Source organism: Phenylobacterium immobile (ATCC 35973) (assembly GCF_001375595.1).
GTDB classification, from domain to species: Bacteria; Pseudomonadota; Alphaproteobacteria; order Caulobacterales; family Caulobacteraceae; genus Phenylobacterium; species Phenylobacterium immobile.
Genome location: NZ_CVJQ01000001.1, coordinates 2,263,152 through 2,280,515 on the forward strand (window position 1 = coordinate 2,263,152; position 17,364 = coordinate 2,280,515).

Sequence of the window (17,364 nt, forward strand, 5' to 3'; positions counted from 1 at the left end):
GATAAGACCCATGCGCCAACCGGCCTTTTACATTCCGCACGGCGGCGGACCCTGCTTCTTCATGGAGTGGACCATGGGCCCCGCCGACACCTGGGACCGGTTGGCCGTCTGGCTGAAGCGCTTCGTCCGCGACCTGCCAGAACGGCCAAAGGCGATCCTGCTCGTCTCGGCCCACTGGGAGGCGCCGCGCTTCACGGTCAGCTCATCGGCCCGACCGCCAATGTATTACGACTACTACGGCTTTCCACCGCACACCTATGAGCTGCAGTTCCCGGCGGCCGGATCGCCCGACCTGGCGGCCCGCGTTCGCGGCCTTTTGGCCGACGCCGGCATCGCCGCCGATGAGGACGCCGAACGCGGTTTCGACCACGCCACCTTCGTGCCGCTGCTGCTCGCGACGCCCGAGGCCGACATCCCAGTGGTGCAGTTGTCCTTGAAGGCCGGCTTTGACCCCGCCGCCCACATCGCCGCCGGGCGGGCGCTTTCGTCGCTGCGCGACGAAGGCGTGCTGATCATCGGCTCAGGCTCCAGCTGGCACTCCGGCGGCCGGGGATCTGATCCGGTGAACCAGTCGCTGGCGTTCGACGGTTGGCTTACCGAGGCGCTCAGCGACCCGGCCCGCCGCGCCGAGGCGCTGACGCACTGGGAAACCGCGCCCAGCGCCCGCATCGCCCACGGCCGCGAGGAACATCTGGCTCCGTTGTTCGTCGTCGCCGGCGCAGCCGAAGGCGAAACCTACGAGACCGCCTTCCGCGACGCCATCGGCGGGCGCGCCACCATGCAGGCGGCGAAGTTCACGCCCGCCTAGCCAAGGCGTGCAGGACGATGCCGCTGGTGGTCGCCAGGTTCAGGGAATCGAACCCACCGGACATGGCGATCCGAACGGTGCGGGTCCGCGCCATCACGGCCTCAGCCAGGCCCGGGCCCTCGGCGCCGAAGATCACCGCCGTGCGGGGCGCAGGCTGATATTCCGTGAGCTGGGTTGCGCCGCGCGGCGATAACGACACCGCTTCGAATCCCGCCGCGCTCAACAGCTCAACCATGTCCACGCCCCGCGGAAGCCGGGCGAAGGGCGTCGTGAGCGCCGCGCCGACCGAGACCCGGATCGCCTTCCGATACAGCGGATCGCAGCAGTCCGAATCCAGCAGAACCGCGTCAGCGCCGAAGGCTGCGGCGTTGCGGAAGACGCCGCCCATATTGTCGTGGTTGGCCACGGCGCTCAGGCCGACCACCAAGGCCTTGTCCGGTAAGCCCGCCAGCAGCGTCGGGGCCTCCGTCTCGCGCCGCTCGCCAAGGGCCAGGACGCCGCGATGGATGTGGAAGCCTACCAGGGCGTCCATCACCGCTTGCGACGCCATGTAGACCGGGATCGCCGGGTCCAGCCTGGTCAGCACGTCGGCGAGGCCGGGCGCCTTCGGCTCGGCCACCAACACCGAGCGCACCGGGTGCCGTCCCGCCGCGATCAGCTTCTCCAGCACCACGCGGCCTTCGGCGATGAAGGCGCCGTCGCGACCGACAAGATCGCGCTCGCGAACGCCAGCGTAGGGTTCGATCCGCGGATCCAGCGGATCGCCAACGGGCTCGATCACCAGACGGTCACACGCTTTTCCGGCGGAAGGGCCAGGGCCTCGGTCGGCTTGACGTCGAAGGCTGCGTACCAGGCGTCGAGGTTGCGCACCGTCAGCGCGCGGTACTCCGAAGGCGCATGGCCGTCCCCGACCAGCACGCGGCGCATCAGGGCCTCGCGGTACTTGCTGCGGTTTTCCTGCGCATAGCCGAGGAAGAACCGCTGGTCGCCGGTGAACCCGTCGATCACTGGCGCGGGCTGGCCCCTCAGCGAGCGCCGATAGGCGTCGTACGCCACCGCCAGCCCGGCGAGGTCGGCGATGTTCTCGCCCAGGGTCAGCTCCCCGTTCACCGACAGGTCCGGCAGCGGCTTATAGGTGTCGAACTGGGCGGCGAGCGCCGCGCCGGCCGTCTTGAAGTGGGCCATGTCCTCCGGCGTCCACCAGTTGGCGATCTGGCCGCGAGCGTCGAACAGCGCGCCGGTGTCATCAAAGCCATGGCTGATCTCGTGACCGATCACCGAACCGATCGCGCCATAGTTCACCGCCGCGTCCGCATGCGGGTCGAAGAAGCTGGGCTCGAGAATCGCCGCCGGGAAGCTGATGGCGTTCTGCATCGGCATGTTCAACGCATTCACCGTCTGCGGGTCCAGATGCCATTCACCACGGTCCACCGGCTGGGACAGCTTGGCGAGGTTGCGGCGATAGTCGAACAGCTCCGCACGCGTAACATTGCCGATGGCGTCGCTGGCCCGAACCTCCAGGGCTGAATAGTCGCGCCAGCGGTCCGGATAGCCGACGCCGACGTGGAAGCGGGCGAGCTTCTCCTTCGCCTTGGCCTTCGTCTGCGGCGTCATCCAGTCCAGCCGGTCGATCCGCGCATCGAAGGCCGCCAGCACATTGGCGACCATGGCCTGGACCTCGGCCTTGGCCTCCGGCGAGAAGTAGTTCTGGACGTAGAGCTTGCCGACCGCCTGGCCCATCCCCTCGTTGGTGGCCTCGACCGCACGGCGCCAGCGCGGCGTCTGCACGGTTGTCCCGGCCAGAACCCCGCCGTTGAAGGCGAACGACTCGTCGGCGAAGGCCTTGGGCAGCATCCGGGCGCGCCGGGCGATCACGTGGAAGGCGAGATAGTCACGCCACGCCTCCAGCGGCGTCGCCGTCGCCTGGGCGGAAATCCCTGTGATCGCGCTCGCCTGCCAGGCGCCGAAGCGGGGCTGGCGCGAAAGTCCGGCGGCCTTGAAGAAGGCGTTCCAGTCAAGGCCGGGCGCATTCTGGGCGAAGGCCTCGCGGTTCCACTGGACGTTGGTCTTAGCCGGGTCGGTCGTATCGCTCGCATTCCATTGAGCGCGCGCAATCTCGGTCTCCAGCGCCACGATTCGCTGAGCGCGCTCCGGCGCGTCGCTGAACCCGGCCAAGCTCATTAGCCGCGCCACGTGCGCGACATAAGCCTTGCGGACTTCAATGAAGCGCGGGTTGTCGGCGAGGTAGTATTCGCGGCTGGGCAGCCAAAGCCCGCCCTGCATCAGATAGGGCAAGTAGTGGCGGGTGTCGTTCAGGTCCTCGACCACCCAAAGTCCGAACAGCCGGTCGGTGTGCAGTTCGGTCATGTTCAGGGCGTCGACGTCGGCCCGCATCGCCGAGCCGAGGTAGGCCGAGAGCCTGGCCTGGCTGTTGATCGCCGCGATGGTCGCGAGCTCGGCCTTGATAGGCGCAAGTCCCGCCCGCTCGATGGACGCTTCGTCCATGTAGGCGCCGTAGAAGTCGCCAATCTTGCGCGCTTCAGATCCGTCCGGCGCGTTCGTCGCGGCGGCCTCCTCGATCAGCGCCTTCGTGCGTTGGAGCGCCCGGTCGTTCAGCACGCCGAAGGTCGAGAAGCTGGAACGGTCTTCCGGGATCGTCGTGCGCTTGTCCCAGGCCCCGTTGGCGTAGGCGTAGAAATCGTCGCCCGGCTTCACCGCCGGATCCATGCCCGTTACGTCAAAGCCGAAGGTCCCATACATGGGCTTCAGCCCTGGCTGGGTGGACGGGGGCTGGCTGGGCGGCATGACGGTCTGGGCGGCGGCGGCCGACGACAGGACGATCAGGGCGGCGGCGAGGCGCAGGGAGCGAAGGCGCATTTGGGCGTTCCGTAAAAAATCGGCCGTCAAAAATCGGGCCGCATTCTCTACACCGCTCAACGCAGAAGGCGACCATTACGGCTTTGTCATCGTTGGGCTCGGCCAGGCTTTCGGCTATGCCGGCGCCATGGAGGCCCCCGCCCTCATCACCGCGCCCTGGCGCGATCCTGCCGAGGTCGCCGCGGCCCTCGGCGAACAGGCGTGGACGCTCGCCTTCCTCTCCGGCGGCGACCAGGCGCGCTGGTCCTATGTCATGGCCGATCCGGCCGAGACCCTGATGCTGGCGCCTAGCGACAGCCGCCCGCCAATCGCCGCGCTGCGCGCGCTCACTGGGCGACAGACCCCGGCACGTCCTGGCGGCCCGCCTTTCCAAGGCGGGGTCGCCGGCCTGATGTCCTATGAGCTGGGCGATCGGTTCGAGCCCTTGGGCCTGGGACGGCACGGCGGCTGGCCCGACCTCGCATGCGCCCGCTACGAGGCCTTGCTGGCCTTCGATCACCAGACGCAGCGCGTGCTGGCGATCGGCCGCGACGACGATGCGGCTCGGGCCACCCTGGCCTGGCTCGATCGGCCGGCGCCGACTCCCACGGGCGGCCAGATCGGCGCCATGGCCTCCGACGATGGGGCCGCCTACGAGGCCGCCGTGGCCGAGGTCACCGACCGCATCGCCGCGGGCGAGATCTTTCAAGCCAACATCGCCCGACGCTGGATCGGCCGCCTGGCGCAGGGCCGCTCGCCGAGCGACCTTGTCCGCGCCCTGGCCGCGGCCAGCCCCGCACCCTTCGCCGCCTATCTGCGGCTCGAAGACCATGCCGTCGTCTCCAATTCGCCGGAGCGGTTCATCCGCGTCACAGGCGAAGAGGCGCGCACCGAGCCGATCAAAGGCACCGCGCCGCGCGGCGCGACGCCCGATGAGGATCGCGCCCTGGCCCAGGCGCTTGTCGCCTCCGAGAAGGACCGCGCCGAGAACCTGATGATCGTCGATCTGATGCGCAATGACCTGTCGAGGGTCTGCGCCCCGGGTACGGTGAAGACGCCGGAGCTCTTCACGATCGCCACCTTCGCCAATGTCCATCACCTGGTCTCGGTGGTGACAGGGAAGTTGGCGGCCGGCCGCGACGCGCTGGACCTCATGGCGGCGGCCTTCCCGCCCGGCTCGATCACTGGCGCCCCGAAGGTCCAGGCCATGAAGGTGATCGCAGGCCTGGAAGCCCCGCGTGGGCCGTTCTTCGGCGCCATGTTCATGCTGGGCTCGGACGGGAGCTTTGATTCCAACGTCCTGATCCGCACCGCCGCCCTGGTCCGAGACGGCGAGGGTTGGGCGATCGAGGCTCGCGCCGGCGCCGGCATCGTCGCCGACAGCGAGCCCCTTTCGGAACGCCTGGAGACGGAGGCGAAAATCTCGGCGTTGCGGAAGGCGCTCGCGGGCTAGACGAACAGGCCCGCCACTCGGTCCCTGAGCAGGTTTTTCTGCACCTTGCCCATGGCGTTGCGCGGGAGGTCGTCGACGAACACCACCCGCTTGGGCGTCTTGTAGGGCGCCAGCTCTTCACGGCACGCCGCGATCAGCTCCGCCTCGGTCCGGTCCTTGGCGATGACCACGGCCACAACCGCCTCGCCGAAATCGGCGTGCGGCGCGCCGACGACGGCGCTCTCGACGACGCCTGGCAGTTCGTCCAGCACCAGCTCGACTTCCTTCGGATAGACGTTGTAACCGCCGGAGATGATCAGGTCCTTGGCCCGCCCGCTGATCCAGACACGGCCGTCCGGGTCTCTGCGACCGACATCGCCGGTCTTGAAGAAGCCGTCGGCGGTGAACTCCTGCGCTGTCTTCTCCGGCATTCGCCAGTAGCCGGAGAAGACGCTGGGGCCCTTGATCTCAATGACGCCAGTCTCCTGGCCGTCGCCAATCCGCAGCTCCACGCCCGGCAACGGATAACCCACGCTGCCGGCCAGCCGCTCGCCCTTGAGCGGATTGGAGGTGATCACCGCCGCCTCGCTCATTCCGTAGCGCTCCAGGATGCGCTGGCCCGTCCGCACCTCGAACTCGTCGAAGGTCGACGGCAGGAGCGGCGCTGAGCCACAGACGAACAGCCGGATGCCGTCGGCGACCGCCTTGGTGAAGCCTGGCTGGGCCAGGAGGCGTGTGTAGAAGGTCGGCACCCCCATCATGACCGTCGCCCGCGCCAGTCCCGCCAGGACCTCGGCGTCGTCATACTTGGCCAGCCAGATCATCGGGCAGCCCTTCAACATCGTGCAGTGGAGCGAGATGAAGAGGCCGTGGACGTGGAAGATCGGCAGGGCGTGCAGCAGGACGTCGTCGCTTGAATAGCCCCAGATGTCGACCAGGGCCCGGGCGTTGGACGCCAGATTGCCGTGGCTCAGCATCGCGCCTTTGGAGCGGCCCGTTGTGCCGCTGGTGTAGATGATCGCCGCTAGGTCGTCCGCGCCGCGGGGCACGCTCGGGGCGAGAGGCGCAAGGTCCGCGCAATCGGCGACGAATCCGTCCGGATCGCGGATGAACAGGGCCGGCTCGGCGTCGCCGAGGAAATAGGCGATCTCAGCCTCGGTGTAGGCGGCGTTCAGCGGCAGGAAGACCGCCCCGGCCTTCAGGGTCCCCAGGTAGACGGCGATGCCCTGCCAGGACTTCTCAGCCTGCAGGGCGACGCGGTCGCCGGGCGCGACCCCCTCAGATACGAGACACGTGGCGACCTTGCTCGCGGCGATCTCGAGCGCGCCATAGCTCACAGCCGCGCCGTCCGGCAGCAGGAAGGCTGGCGAGGCGCGATCAATCGGAAAGCCCGTCGCCAGTATATCGAAGAGGTTCTCGGAAGCGCCGTCGTTCATGGGTTTCGTCCCAGCTTATGGTTTTGGCAGCCTCTAGGGCTTCGGTTGATCCTGACGCTTGGCGAACTGACGCAAGGCGATCCAGGCGGCCATCGCCCAGGCCGCGCCGGCGCACCATCCGCCCAGCACATCGCTTGGCCAATGGACGCCCAGGTAGACACGGCTGAAGCCGATCGCCCCCATCAGAAGGACGGCCAGGGCGAAGAAGGTCAACTTCACCGACCGCCGGCTCTCCAGGCTGGCCAACAGCACCGCAAGCGTAAGGTAGGTCGCCGCCGACATCAGCGAATGACCGCTCGGGAAGCTCCCCGAATAGACATAGACGCCGTGCGGCACCACGTCGGGACGCGGGCGGCCGTAGATGTGCTTCAGATTGGAGCCGGTGAACTGTGCGCCCAGGACGGCGACCGTGAGGATCGCCGCATGCAGCCGCTTGCCGTGCGCCAGGAAGGTCAGGACGGCGATCACGGTGAACAGCGTCAGCAGCGTGAAGCCGCCCAGCGCTGTCACATCGCGCATCGCCTCTTCGAAGCCGCGCCCACCGATCGGATCATTCAGGTCCCCCGGGGTGCGGAGCGCCAGCAGCATCTGCCGGTCGAAACCCAACGACTCGCCTTCAGCGATCTCGCCGCCGATCGACAGAAAGGCCCACACCGCGCCAACAATGGCGAACAACAGCAGGAGCGCCCTGGGCTCGACACGCCGGATCAGGTCTTTCCAGTTCATCCGTAACGCGCCTCGAACAATGCCGGGAGGGTCTCGGGCAAGCCGAGCAGGGGTCCGGAAGAAAGCATCAGCAGGGCTTCGTCGCCAGAGAGATCGCTCAGCGCCTGCGCAGCTTCCGCCGCCGTCGCTACGGTCAGCGCCTTGACGCCGCTTGCAGCGATCCGCGCCTCGATCTCGTCCAGGCTCGCCTGGTTGTGGCTAGCTGCGCCGTGGCCGGGCGGCGGGACGAGAAGAAGCGCATCGACGCCCTCGAACACCGTGTCGTACCAGGCCAACGCGTCGCGGCTGCGCCAGGAGAAGGTGTGCGGCTCGAACACCACCACCAACCGGCGTTGCGGATAGTGCAGCCGCATGGCGTCGATCGCCGATCGCGCCTTCTCGTAGGACGAGCCGAACCCCTCGATCAGCGGGATGGTGGAGGCCGGCGCCAGCCGGTCCAGCCGCCGGCGGATGCCGCTGAAGCTCGCGACGCCGCGGGCGAGACCCGCCTCGTCCACCAGGCCGCGTTCCAGGAGATAGGCCGCCACGCCGACGATGTTCTCGATGTTGTGCGCGCCCAACAGCCGGGTCGCCAGCCGGACCCGACGGTCGCCTGGCCCATGCAAGGTGAAGGCGCTGGTCTCGCCGAACTGGGCGTCATCGCTCCACCAGCCATCGCAGGGCACGGTGTCATACCAGATCGTGCGCGCGACCGTCTCGTCGGCGACCCGGCGGATTTGCGGCCGGTCGCGCAACACGCACAAGCCATCCGCCGGAACCAGCCGCAGGAGGGCCCGGAACGGCGCCTCGTAATCGGCGAAGTTCGGGAAAACATTGACGTGGTCGTGGGTCAGCGAGGTCAGCAGCACGTCGCGCGGGTGATAGAGCACGAACTTCGAGCGCCGATCAGCCGGCCCGACGATATACTCGTCGCCCTCCAGCACCACTTCGGGCGACGTCCCCCAGTGGCCGGTGTCCGGCAGGTCCGGAGCGATCGCCCCCACCAGCCAGCCGGGATCACGCCCGGCGCTGCGCAGCACGTGAGCCATCAGCCCGCTGCAGGTCGACTTGCCGAAGGAGCCCGCCACCACTGTCGTCGGCCGGCCGACTGTCTGTTCGCCGACCAGTTCGGGGAAACTCGTCACGCGGACGCCGCGGGCCCGGGCGGCGGCGACCTCGGCGTTGTCTTCGCCGCCCAGCTTGGCGCTGGCGCCCAGGACCAACAGGTCCAGGTCTGCGGGAAGCTGCTCGGCGGCGAAACCGTCGAACACCGGAAAGCCAAGGCCGGCGACATAGGTCGACATCGGCGGAAAGACGTCCACGTCCGATCCGGAGACGACGTGACCGGCCTGGCGCATCATCACCGCGACGGCCGCCATTCCGGCGCCGGCGATCCCCGTGAAATGGATTCTCATCGTCCCTTGCTAGCCCAAGGCGCGCGCGCCTCCAACGATCGCGAACCCGGGTTGCACGTCCGCTCGCAGCAGCGTATAGGCGCGCCCTCGACGGCCTGATCCCCGATAGCTCAGTTGGTAGAGCAGTCGGCTGTTAACCGACTTGTCGCAGGTTCGAGTCCTGCTCGGGGAGCCATCGAGACCTTCCGCCAACGTTGATGCGAAGCACGCCCGCCGTAAGGCGCGGCGGCCTTTCGGCGAAGTAACGTGCCGCCCGCCATATTCTGGCTAGTCTGACCAAAAATAGCGGGAGGACGGCCATGCTCTTCACACGTCTTGCGGCGCCGGCGCTGCTTTTGGGCCTCTGTGTCCTGGCCCCTGCGGCGAGCCATGCGGCGGAGCCCTCGACTCCCGCTGCGGTCTTCCGCGAGACCGGCAGAATCGTCACCGACGACGGCGTCAACGAGCAGCGCCTTTTGAAGATCGGCGGCATCGACCAGTGGGTCTCCGTCCGCGGCCGCCATCGGACGAGCCCGATCCTGCTGATTCTTCACGGCGGGCCAGGCTTCACCCTGTCGCCCCTCGACTTCGCCTACATGCGGACTTGGGAGGAGTACTTCACCGTCGTCCAGTGGGACCAGCGCGGCGCCGGCAAGACCCGCGCGGCGAACGACCCCGCCGTGGTGACCCCCCCCCTCACCGTCAAGCGCATGGTCGACGACGCCGAGGAACTGACCGCCTGGCTGCGCTCGACCTACGGCAAGGATCGCATCGCCGTCATGGGGCACTCCTTCGGCACGATCCTGGGGGTCGAGTTGGTGCAGCGCCGCCCGGAGTGGTTTTCGGCCTACGTCGGCATGGGCCAGTTTGTCGCCTTCGAGCGCAACGAGGCCTTGGGCTACCAACAGACCCTGGCCGCCGCCCGCGCCGCCGGCAACGTCCAGGCGGTGGCCGAACTGGAGTCCATCGCACCCTTCCCCGATCCAAGGCGCCCGGAGCGCAACTATGAGGGCCTGCGCATCGAGCGCCGCTGGCTGGCGGAATACGACGGCTACTACTGGCGCCGCGGAACGGGAACGAGCGACGCCGTCGCCGCCTTCAGCCCCAACGACACGGCGGCCGACCTCGCCGCTCGCCGCGCCGGCGAGGGTGACAGCGCCCGCCAGATGTGGCCCGAGCTGGCCATGGTCGACTTCACCGCCCGCAACCGGTTCCAGGCGCCCGTGGTCTTCCTGCAGGGCCGCCACGACCGCGGAACTTCGTCGACCATTCTGGCCGAGTGGTACGAGACGATCCAGGCCCCGTCCAAGACGCTCGTCTGGTTCGAGGAGTCGGCGCACATGCCCTTCGAAGAAGAGCCGGGAAAGACGCTGGTCAGCCTCGTCGAAAAGGTCCTGCCGCTCACCCGCTAGCCTCCCGCCGCAAGCTTCGCCTATAGTCGGCTGATCCCCGATTTCACGGGATGAGGTTCATGTCCGAGATTGTCTCCGAGGTCCGGGCCTAAGCGCCGCCGGGGTGGTTCTTCCAGAGCCGCCGAACGCCTCACGCATCCAGGCCCGTCTTCACCCGCGCTCCCTTGCGGGCGCGTTGTCGTACGCCTCGATCCGAGACAATCCCTTGAACATTTCCAAACCGCAGCAGCGCACGCTGCACGCCCTGGCGCAGGGCGGACGCATCATCCTCGAACGCGATGGCGACGGTCTGATCACCGACGCCGAGTGCCTCACTCGCGACGGGTGGCGCCTGGGAGACTGCGATCTCGCCGTCTTCAGGAGCCTGAAGCGCAAGCGCCTCATCGCCAGCCTGGCCGGCCAGCCCTACCGGATCACCCGGGAGGGTCTGGCCAACCTCAGGAGCCAGCTCGACAATCGAACCGGCCCCAAGCGGTGGTGAGCCTTAGAAGGCCGCCGTCGCAGGATCTGGACCGATCCGGCCGTCCGCCGAGTCGAGCGCGGCGACGGCGGCCATGTCGTCAGCGTCCAGGCTGAAGTCGAAGACGTCGAAGTTCTCGACGATGCGGCTCGGCGTAACCGACTTCGGAATGACGATCAGGCCGCTGTCCAAGTGCCAACGAATGATCACCTGGGCGGCGGTCTTGCCGTGTTTCTTGGCGAGCGCCAGGATCGTCGGGTCGCTCAGCAACGCGCCGCCCTGACCGAGCGGGCTCCACGATTGTGTGGCCACCGTGCGCGCCTCGTCGATCGCCCGCATGTCGCGTTGCTGGAACAGCGGGTGCAACTCGATCTGGTTCAGCGCGGGCGCCACGCCCGTCTCGCCGATGATCCGGTCCAGGTGCTCGGCCGTGAAGTTCGAGACGCCGATCGCCTTGGCCTTGCCCTCTTCCTTCAAGCGGATGAGCGCCTTCCAGCTGTCGACATACTTGTCGAGATGCGGGGCCGGCCAGTGGATCAGGTAGAGATCCACATAGTCCATGCCGAGCAGGTCCAGGCTCTTGTCCATGGCCGCCAGCGCGCTTTCGAAGCCCTGGTCGGGGTTCCATAGCTTCGTGGTGACATAGATCTCCTCGCGCGCCACGCCCGAGGCCTTCACGCCCTCGCCGACACCGGCCTCGTTGCCGTAGATCATCGCCGTGTCGAGGTGGCGGTAGCCGGCCTTCAGCGCGTTGGCGCAAGCCTCGGCGGCGATATCCGCCGGCGCCTGCCAGAAGCCGAAGCCCAGTTGAGGAATATCGCTTCCATCATTGAGGCGAAGGGTGGGCTGCTGAGCCATGAGATTCTCCGAAAGGTATATCTATAGACCATATCGAATGGCCCATCGCGCTCAAGCTTGATCCGCTACCAGACGCCGGTGTTCGGCATCGATGTCCAAGGTTCCGCCGGGATGAGACGCTCACCAGTCTGGATCAGCTCGATGGAGATGTTATCGGGCGACCGGACGAATGCCATGCGGCCATCCCGCGGCGGCCGGTTGATCGTCACACCGTGGTCCATCAGCCGTTGGCAGGTGGCGTAGATGTCGTCGACCTCATAGGCGAGGTGCCCGAAATTGCGGCCGCCGCCGTAGTCTTCGGTCTCCCAGTTGTAAGTCAGCTCCACCAGCGGCGGCGCCTCGCCGGGACGTTCGTCGATCAGGTCTTGCGGGGCGGCGAGGAAAACCAAGGTGTAGCGGCCCGCTTCGTTCTCCATGCGGCGCACTTCCGTCAGGCCGAGGCCCTCGCAATAGAAGGCGAGGGAGGCGTCCAGGTCATGAACCCGGACCATCGTATGCATATATTTCAATATCTTACTCCCTAAGCTTCGCGCGTCTGGCGCCGCCACAACGCTGCATATTCCGCCCCTTCCGCCAGCAGGTCCGCATGGGTCCCCCGCTCGACGATCCGGCCGCGGCGGAGCACTAGGATCTGGTCAGCGTCAACGATAGTCGAAAGACGGTGGGCGACCACGAGGGTCGTGCGACCTGCCCGCGCCTTGCGCAGAGTCTCCTGGATCTGGGCTTCCGTCGGCCCATCCAGGGCGCTGGTCGCCTCGTCAAGGATGAGCAGGCGGGGGTTGGCCAGGAGCGCACGGGCGATGCCGACCCGCTGGCGCTCGCCGCCGGAGAGCTTCAGGCCGCGCTCGCCAACCAGGGTCTCCATGCCCTCCGGCAGGCCATCGATGAAGGCGCCCAGCTCAGCGGACTCAGCTGCGGCGCGCACCTCGGCAGGCGAGGCGCCCGGCCGAGCGAAAGCCAGGTTGCCGAACAGACTGTCGTTGAACAGCGCGACATCCTGCGGCACGAGCGCCACCGCGCTGCGCAGGTCCGCCTGCCGAACCTCGCGAAGGTCGACGCCGTCCAGCAGGACGCGCCCTGCCTGCGGATCGATCAGGCGGAGCGCCAGGCGCACGGCGGTGGTCTTGCCCGCGCCCGAGGGCCCGACGAAGGCCGTGGTCGTGCCGGGTTCGGCGATGAAACTCACCTCGCTTAGACCGGTCGAGCGGGCGTCATGGCGATACGAGACCGCGTCGAACACCACCGCTGCCCCGGCGCCGCGCGCGGGCGGCAGGCTCTTGGGCTCAGCCGCCTCGACGATATCCGGCGCGCGGTCGGTGAGTTCGCGCATCTGCTCCATGTCGATGAACGCCTGGCGGATTTCGCGATAGTTGAAGCCCAGCTGGTTCAGCGGGCCATAGATACCGATCAACAGCAGGGTGGCGGTGGTGATGTCGCCCAGCCCCATGCGCCCGGCGCTGACCGAATAGCCCGCCATCACCGTCATGATCGCCAGGCCGGCGTTCAACACCACGGCCTGGATCATATTCAGGAAATTCAGCGAGTTGTTCGAGCGAACGGAGGCCGTGACATAGTCGTTCATCGCCTCGCCATAGGCCGCGACCGAACGCTGCTCGGATCCGAAGGTCTTCACCGCCTCGAAGTTGATCAGGGCGTCCACAGAGAGGCCCGCAGCCTTGCTGTCGGCGGCGTTCAGGGCGCGGCGATGCTCGAGCCGCCAGTTGGTGATGCGGAAGGTGATGATCGTATAGATGACCACCGTGACGAAGGCCGTGACGGCGAAGCGCCAGTCGAGCCGGATCGCGAGGACGGTGGTCGCCATCACCAGTTCCACCGCCGTCGGACCCAGGTTGAACACCACGCTGCGGATCAGGAAGTCGGTCGAGCGCGCGCCGCGTTCAATGACCCGCGCCAGCGTCCCAGTGCGCTTGGACTGGTGGAAATCGAGCGACAACGACAGAGCGTGGCCAAAGCTCTCCACAGCTGCGCGCGCCATGGTCGCCTGCGACACCGCCGTGAAGATCGCGTCACGCGCGAAGGGCGCGGCCGCGGACACCAGCCGCAGCGCCGCAAAGCCTACGGCGTAGATGGCGAACGACAGGCCGACCACCACGCCGAGCCCCGCCGCGGCCGGCGTCAGGGTGTCGATCCCCTGCCCCAGCATGACGGGCGCCCACACCCCGGCGAGTTTGCCGATCAACACCAAGGCCAGCGCCGCCCCGAGGCGCGTACGCAGCCAGGGCGCGCCGGACCGCATGACAAGGCCCCACAGGTCGGCCATGGCCTCCCAGAAGCCGGATTTGGCCTTGACGCCGATCGGGGCGTCAGGACCGCTCGAACCGTGGTGATAGCTCATTTAGGCAGGCTTTCGCGGACGAGCACCGTTGTCTGCACGCCGCCGCCGGGCGTCAGCCAGTCGGCGCGCAGGCCGGTCGCCGTCGGCGACGTCCGCAACGGCCCTGCGGTCAGACCCGGCGCCAGGGTCCGCTCAAAGGCGGCGACGGCGGCGAATCTGACGCCGGAGGCTTCGAGCCGGTGCGCGCCCGCGGCCAGAGCTTGCGGCACGGCGATGCTGTAGCGCCCGGCGGCGTCAACCCGGCCCTCAGCGACGCGCTTGCGGTCCAGGTAGAGCGACACCGTCAATCCCGCCGGCGCAGTTCCCGAGACGACGGCCTGCCCGCCTGCGTCATAGTCGATGGCCCCAATCCGCCCGGGCTCCTGGCGGTCAAGGCGCACGGCGCCGGCGCCGGATCGCAGCAGCGCGGCCTCGCCCTGCGGCGTGAGCAGGATGTAGCCCTCGCCCTGCAGCCGCCGCCCGCCGCTTTCGGCGGAGACGCCGTAGATCGCCGGCGTAGCCAAGGCCGGTAGCTGGAGGCTCCAGGCGCCTTCGCCGTCGGCCTGGGCGAAAGCCTCGCCGCCACCGGGCGCGGCCAACCGAACCGCCGCATTGGGCGCGGCCCGGCCGCTCAGCACCAGACGGCCCGCTTCCAGGCGCACAGCGCTCACCGCGGGCGATCTGACATAGGCCTTGCCGGCCTCCGCCTGGGCGTCAGCGGCCTGGCTCGCCGAGGCCGTTTCGCCGGGCTTGGGGGCGCACGCCGTCGTCAAGGCCGTTGTCAGAAGCAGGAGGCAAGCCGCCGCCGAACGCCATTTACTGCCCACGCTTGCTTGAATCCTCGCCGCTGACACATAGCTAATCGACCTTTCCCCGATCCACCGCAAGCGCTGCGCCTCGTTCCGGAGTCTCCACATGCACCCCGACGCTCCCAGGTCGATCTGCGTATTCTGCGGGTCGGCAGACGCGGCGGATCCGGCGTTCCTGAGGGGCGCCGCCGACCTGGGTCGGGCGCTGGCCGACGCAAATCTCCGCCTTGTCTATGGCGGTGGCGGCGTGGGCCTCATGGGCGCTTGCGCGCGCGCCGCACACCAGGCTGGCGGCGAGGTGCTGGGCGTCATTCCCGACTTCCTGATCGGCAAGGAGCGTGCTTACGACGAGGTCGAAACCGTGGTCGTCAGCTCGATGCACGAGCGCAAGCAGATGATGTTCGAGCAGTCGGACGGATTTGTTATCTTGCCGGGCGGCATCGGCACTCTGGAGGAGGTGGTCGAACTGCTCTCCTGGCGCCGCCTCGACCTGCACGCCAAACCGGTGGTCTTCTACAATCCCCGCGACTTCTGGAAGACCCTGTTCGCGCTCTTTCAACACACCGTCGACGAGCGCCTGACGCCGCCGGATTTCATGGACGCCTGGAAGGCCGTCGCCACGGTGGGTGAGATCGTGCCGGCGTTGCTGGCGGCCCCGAACCTGCCGGCGCCGCCCGACGCGGTGGTCGTGGAGAAGGGCTAGCCTTCGCCGACGCGGTCTCTGAACCCGTTGACGATCGGATAGCGTCGGTCGCGGCCGAAAGCCCGTGCTCCGATTTTCACGCCGGGCGGCGCCTGCCGACGCTTGTATTCCGACCCGTAGAGCAGCCGCTGCACCCGTTCGACCGTCGCAGCCTCAAAGCCGCGCGCCACGATCTCGTCCAAGGTCGCCTCCTCTTCCACGAGGCCGTGGAGAATGGCGTCGAGCACCTCATAGGGCGGCAGGCTGTCCTGGTCCTTCTGATCGGGCCGCAGCTCCGCCGACGGCGGCTTGGTGAGGATGCGCAGCGGGATCGGCTCTGCGGCGACGCCGAAGGGATCGTTGGCGTTGCGCCACTCGCAGACCGCATAGACGTCGGTCTTGTAGAGATCCTTAAGCACATTGTAGCCGCCGCACATGTCGCCATAGAGGGTGGCGTAGCCCACCGCCATTTCCGACTTGTTGCCGGTGGTCAGCAGCATCGCCCCCATCTTGTTGGAGATAGCCATCAGGGCCAGGCCCCGACTGCGAGCCTGGATGTTCTCTTCCGTCAGGTCGGGCGCGCGATCGCCAAACACCGGCTTCAGCATCTCAGTGAAGGCCGCCATCGCCGGAGCGATCGAGATCTCGTCCAGCTGGACCCCGATCCGGGCCGCAAGATCGGCGGCGTCGTCCAGGCTGTCCTGACTGGTGTAGGGCGAGGGCAACATGAAGCAGCGGACGTTCTGCGGGCCAAGCGCATCGGCCGCGACGACCGCGACGATCGCCGAATCCACCCCGCCCGACAAACCCAGCAATACGCCCGGGAACCCCGACTTGGTGACATAGTCGCGCAGGCCGAGCGTCATCGCCCGGTAGACCTCTTCCGCCCCCGCGCACCAGGCCTCCATCGGCGCGTCCATGCAGGACCAGCCGTCAGGTCCGCGCTCCCACGTGGTCAGAGCCAGGCGTTCTTCGAACATAGCGAGCTTCATGGCGAATTCGCCGTCAGCGTTCAGAGCGAAGGAGCCGCCATCGAACACCAGTTCGTCCTGACCACAGACCTGATTCACATAGAGCATCGGCAGGCCGGTCTCCGCGACACGAGCCCGCGACACGATCTGGCGCTCGTCGTCGGCCGTCCGCCGGTAGGGCGAGCCGTTGGGGACCAAAAGCATCTCCGCCCCGTGGGCCTTGAGGTCGAGGCAGACCTTGTCCGACCAGATGTCCTCGCAGATCGGCGCGCCGATCTTCACGCCCTTGAAGTCGAAGACGGCGGGACCGAGGCCCGGCTCGAAGACCCGCTTCTCATCGAAGACGCCGTAGTTCGGCAGGTCGCACTTGAAAGCCAGGCCCTTGATCTCGCCGTCCGCCAAATAAGCGAGCGCATTGCGCGGACGACCCGTCGGCTCGGCGGGCGGCCAGATGACGCCGATCAGTGCAGCGCAGGTGTTCTTCGTATCCAGGGCCAGGCGCTCGACAGCCGCCTTGCCGTCGCGCCAGATCGCCGGCTTGAGGGTCAGATCCTCCGGCGGATAGCCGGTGAGGAAGAGTTCGGTGAAGAGCGCGATATCCGCCCCCGCCGCAGCCGCCTCGCGCAGCCTGTCGCGCGCTAGCGCTTCGTTGCGCGCTATCGCGCCGACAGTGGGGTTGGCCTGTACGGCGGCGATGATTAGACGATCCAACATGCAGCGGATTTAGCGCGACCCAGGCTCTTGGGCCACCCTGCCGCCGCATGAGGCCTCAGTCAGTCGTCGCGGTGCACGCGCTCGCGACGTTCGTGGCGTTCCTGGGCTTCCAGGCTCAGCGTGGCGATCGGTCGCGCGTCCAGTCGGGCCACGCCGATCGGCTCGCCGGTGTCTTCGCAGTAGCCGTAGGAGCCGTCCTCGATGCGCCTCAGCGCTTCGTCGATCTTGGAGATAAGCTTGCGTTGACGGTCCCGCGTTCGCAATTCCAAGGATCGATCGGTCTCCGACGACGCACGGTCGGCGATGTCCGGATGATTCTCGGTCTCCAGCTGGAGATGTGTGACCGTCTCGCGAGATTCATGCAGAATCTCTTCTTTCCAGCCGATCAATTTCTTCTTGAAGTACTCAAGCTGACGTTCATTCATGAACTCTTCGTCTTCTGAAGGACGATAGCCAGCCAGATCAATGGCCGTATCCATGCAATACCTCACG

The 17,364-nt window shown here is 67.6% G+C and carries 16 protein-coding genes and 1 tRNA gene; 6 read left to right on the forward strand and 11 right to left on the reverse strand.

The genetic code is table 11. From position 1 onward, the window contains the following. Window positions 1-10: 10 nt before the first annotated feature. On the forward strand, window positions 11-808 hold the full coding sequence (locus BN1313_RS11115; protein WP_091740411.1) for a DODA-type extradiol aromatic ring-opening family dioxygenase: 798 nt from the start codon (window positions 11-13) through the stop codon (window positions 806-808). On the opposite strand, the gene BN1313_RS11120 is transcribed toward BN1313_RS11115, so the two are convergent. Both BN1313_RS11120 and BN1313_RS11125 read right to left on the reverse strand, forming a co-directional pair. Continuing rightward, window positions 795-1,589 carry a TrmH family RNA methyltransferase gene (locus tag BN1313_RS11120; RefSeq protein WP_342666776.1) on the reverse strand — a complete coding sequence of 265 codons (795 nt, stop codon included), beginning with the start codon at window positions 1,587-1,589 and terminating at the stop codon, window positions 795-797. The genes BN1313_RS11115 and BN1313_RS11120 overlap by 14 nt on opposite strands. Continuing rightward, a complete protein-coding gene (locus BN1313_RS11125; protein WP_091740420.1) occupies window positions 1,586-3,685 on the reverse strand; it encodes a M13 family metallopeptidase in 2,100 nt (699 codons plus the stop codon). Before BN1313_RS11125 ends, BN1313_RS11120 begins: the two co-directional genes overlap by 4 nt. A gap of 127 nt (window positions 3,686-3,812) precedes the next feature. Between BN1313_RS11125 and BN1313_RS11130 the strand changes: the two genes are divergently transcribed. Then, entirely contained in the window at window positions 3,813-5,117 is a 1,305-nt protein-coding gene (locus BN1313_RS11130; RefSeq protein WP_091740422.1) for an anthranilate synthase component I family protein, read from the forward strand. On the opposite strand, the gene BN1313_RS11135 is transcribed toward BN1313_RS11130, so the two are convergent. Genes BN1313_RS11135 through BN1313_RS11145 form a run of 3 tightly spaced genes read right to left on the reverse strand, consistent with a single transcriptional unit; the run spans window position 5,114 to window position 8,652 of the window. Then, a complete protein-coding gene (locus BN1313_RS11135; RefSeq protein WP_091740425.1) occupies window positions 5,114-6,532 on the reverse strand; it encodes an AMP-binding protein in 1,419 nt (472 codons plus the stop codon). The two genes, BN1313_RS11130 and BN1313_RS11135, sit on opposite strands and share 4 nt — an antisense overlap. A 33-nt stretch (window positions 6,533-6,565) precedes the next feature. Then, window positions 6,566-7,258, reverse strand: a complete 693-nt coding sequence (locus BN1313_RS11140; protein WP_091740429.1) for a phosphatase PAP2 family protein — start codon at window positions 7,256-7,258, stop codon at window positions 6,566-6,568. Next, entirely contained in the window at window positions 7,255-8,652 is a 1,398-nt protein-coding gene (locus tag BN1313_RS11145) for a Mur ligase domain-containing protein (protein WP_091740432.1), read from the reverse strand. Before BN1313_RS11145 ends, BN1313_RS11140 begins: the two co-directional genes overlap by 4 nt. 99 nt (window positions 8,653-8,751) lie before the next feature. On the opposite strand from BN1313_RS11145, the gene BN1313_RS11150 reads away from it, so the two are divergent. The 3 genes from BN1313_RS11150 to BN1313_RS11160 all read left to right on the forward strand — a co-directional run bounded on the left by BN1313_RS11150 (window position 8,752) and on the right by BN1313_RS11160 (window position 10,524). Beyond that, a tRNA-Asn gene (locus BN1313_RS11150) sits at window positions 8,752-8,827 on the forward strand. A 124-nt stretch (window positions 8,828-8,951) separates the two neighbouring features. Next, window positions 8,952-10,043 (forward strand): alpha/beta fold hydrolase, encoded by a 1,092-nt coding sequence (locus BN1313_RS11155; protein WP_091740435.1) that lies wholly within the window; start codon window positions 8,952-8,954, stop codon window positions 10,041-10,043. Between the two features lie 205 nt (window positions 10,044-10,248). After that, window positions 10,249-10,524, forward strand: coding sequence for a YjhX family toxin (locus tag BN1313_RS11160; RefSeq protein ID WP_091742625.1), 276 nt, complete (start codon window positions 10,249-10,251; stop codon window positions 10,522-10,524). A gap of 3 nt (window positions 10,525-10,527) precedes the next feature. On the opposite strand, the gene BN1313_RS11165 is transcribed toward BN1313_RS11160, so the two are convergent. The 4 genes from BN1313_RS11165 to BN1313_RS11180 form a co-directional block, all read right to left on the reverse strand. Then, entirely contained in the window at window positions 10,528-11,361 is an 834-nt protein-coding gene (locus BN1313_RS11165; RefSeq protein ID WP_091740438.1) for an aldo/keto reductase, read from the reverse strand. Between the two features lie 65 nt (window positions 11,362-11,426). Beyond that, on the reverse strand, window positions 11,427-11,870 hold the full coding sequence (locus BN1313_RS11170; RefSeq protein WP_091740441.1) for a VOC family protein: 444 nt from the start codon (window positions 11,868-11,870) through the stop codon (window positions 11,427-11,429). Window positions 11,871-11,881: 11 nt separating this feature from the next. Beyond that, window positions 11,882-13,717: an ABCB family ABC transporter ATP-binding protein/permease gene (locus tag BN1313_RS11175; protein WP_091740444.1), complete on the reverse strand. Its 1,836-nt coding sequence runs from the start codon at window positions 13,715-13,717 to the stop codon at window positions 11,882-11,884. Then, the gene (locus tag BN1313_RS11180; protein WP_091740447.1) at window positions 13,714-14,469 is read right to left on the reverse strand and encodes a hypothetical protein; all 756 of its coding nucleotides are present in this window, start codon (window positions 14,467-14,469) and stop codon (window positions 13,714-13,716) included. The genes BN1313_RS11175 and BN1313_RS11180 overlap by 4 nt, the downstream gene beginning before the upstream one ends. 142 nt (window positions 14,470-14,611) lie before the next feature. On the opposite strand from BN1313_RS11180, the gene BN1313_RS11185 reads away from it, so the two are divergent. Continuing rightward, on the forward strand, window positions 14,612-15,208 hold the full coding sequence (locus tag BN1313_RS11185; protein ID WP_091740450.1) for an LOG family protein: 597 nt from the start codon (window positions 14,612-14,614) through the stop codon (window positions 15,206-15,208). Here the strand turns inward: BN1313_RS11185 and BN1313_RS11190 are convergent. Together BN1313_RS11190 and dksA are read right to left on the reverse strand one after the other, a co-directional pair. Continuing rightward, entirely contained in the window at window positions 15,205-16,872 is a 1,668-nt protein-coding gene (locus BN1313_RS11190) for an NAD+ synthase (protein ID WP_091740453.1), read from the reverse strand. The two genes, BN1313_RS11185 and BN1313_RS11190, sit on opposite strands and share 4 nt — an antisense overlap. Window positions 16,873-16,931: 59 nt before the next feature. Further along, window positions 16,932-17,351, reverse strand: coding sequence for an RNA polymerase-binding protein DksA (gene dksA / locus BN1313_RS11195; protein WP_091740456.1), 420 nt, complete (start codon window positions 17,349-17,351; stop codon window positions 16,932-16,934). Between the last annotated feature and the right edge of the window lie 13 nt (window positions 17,352-17,364).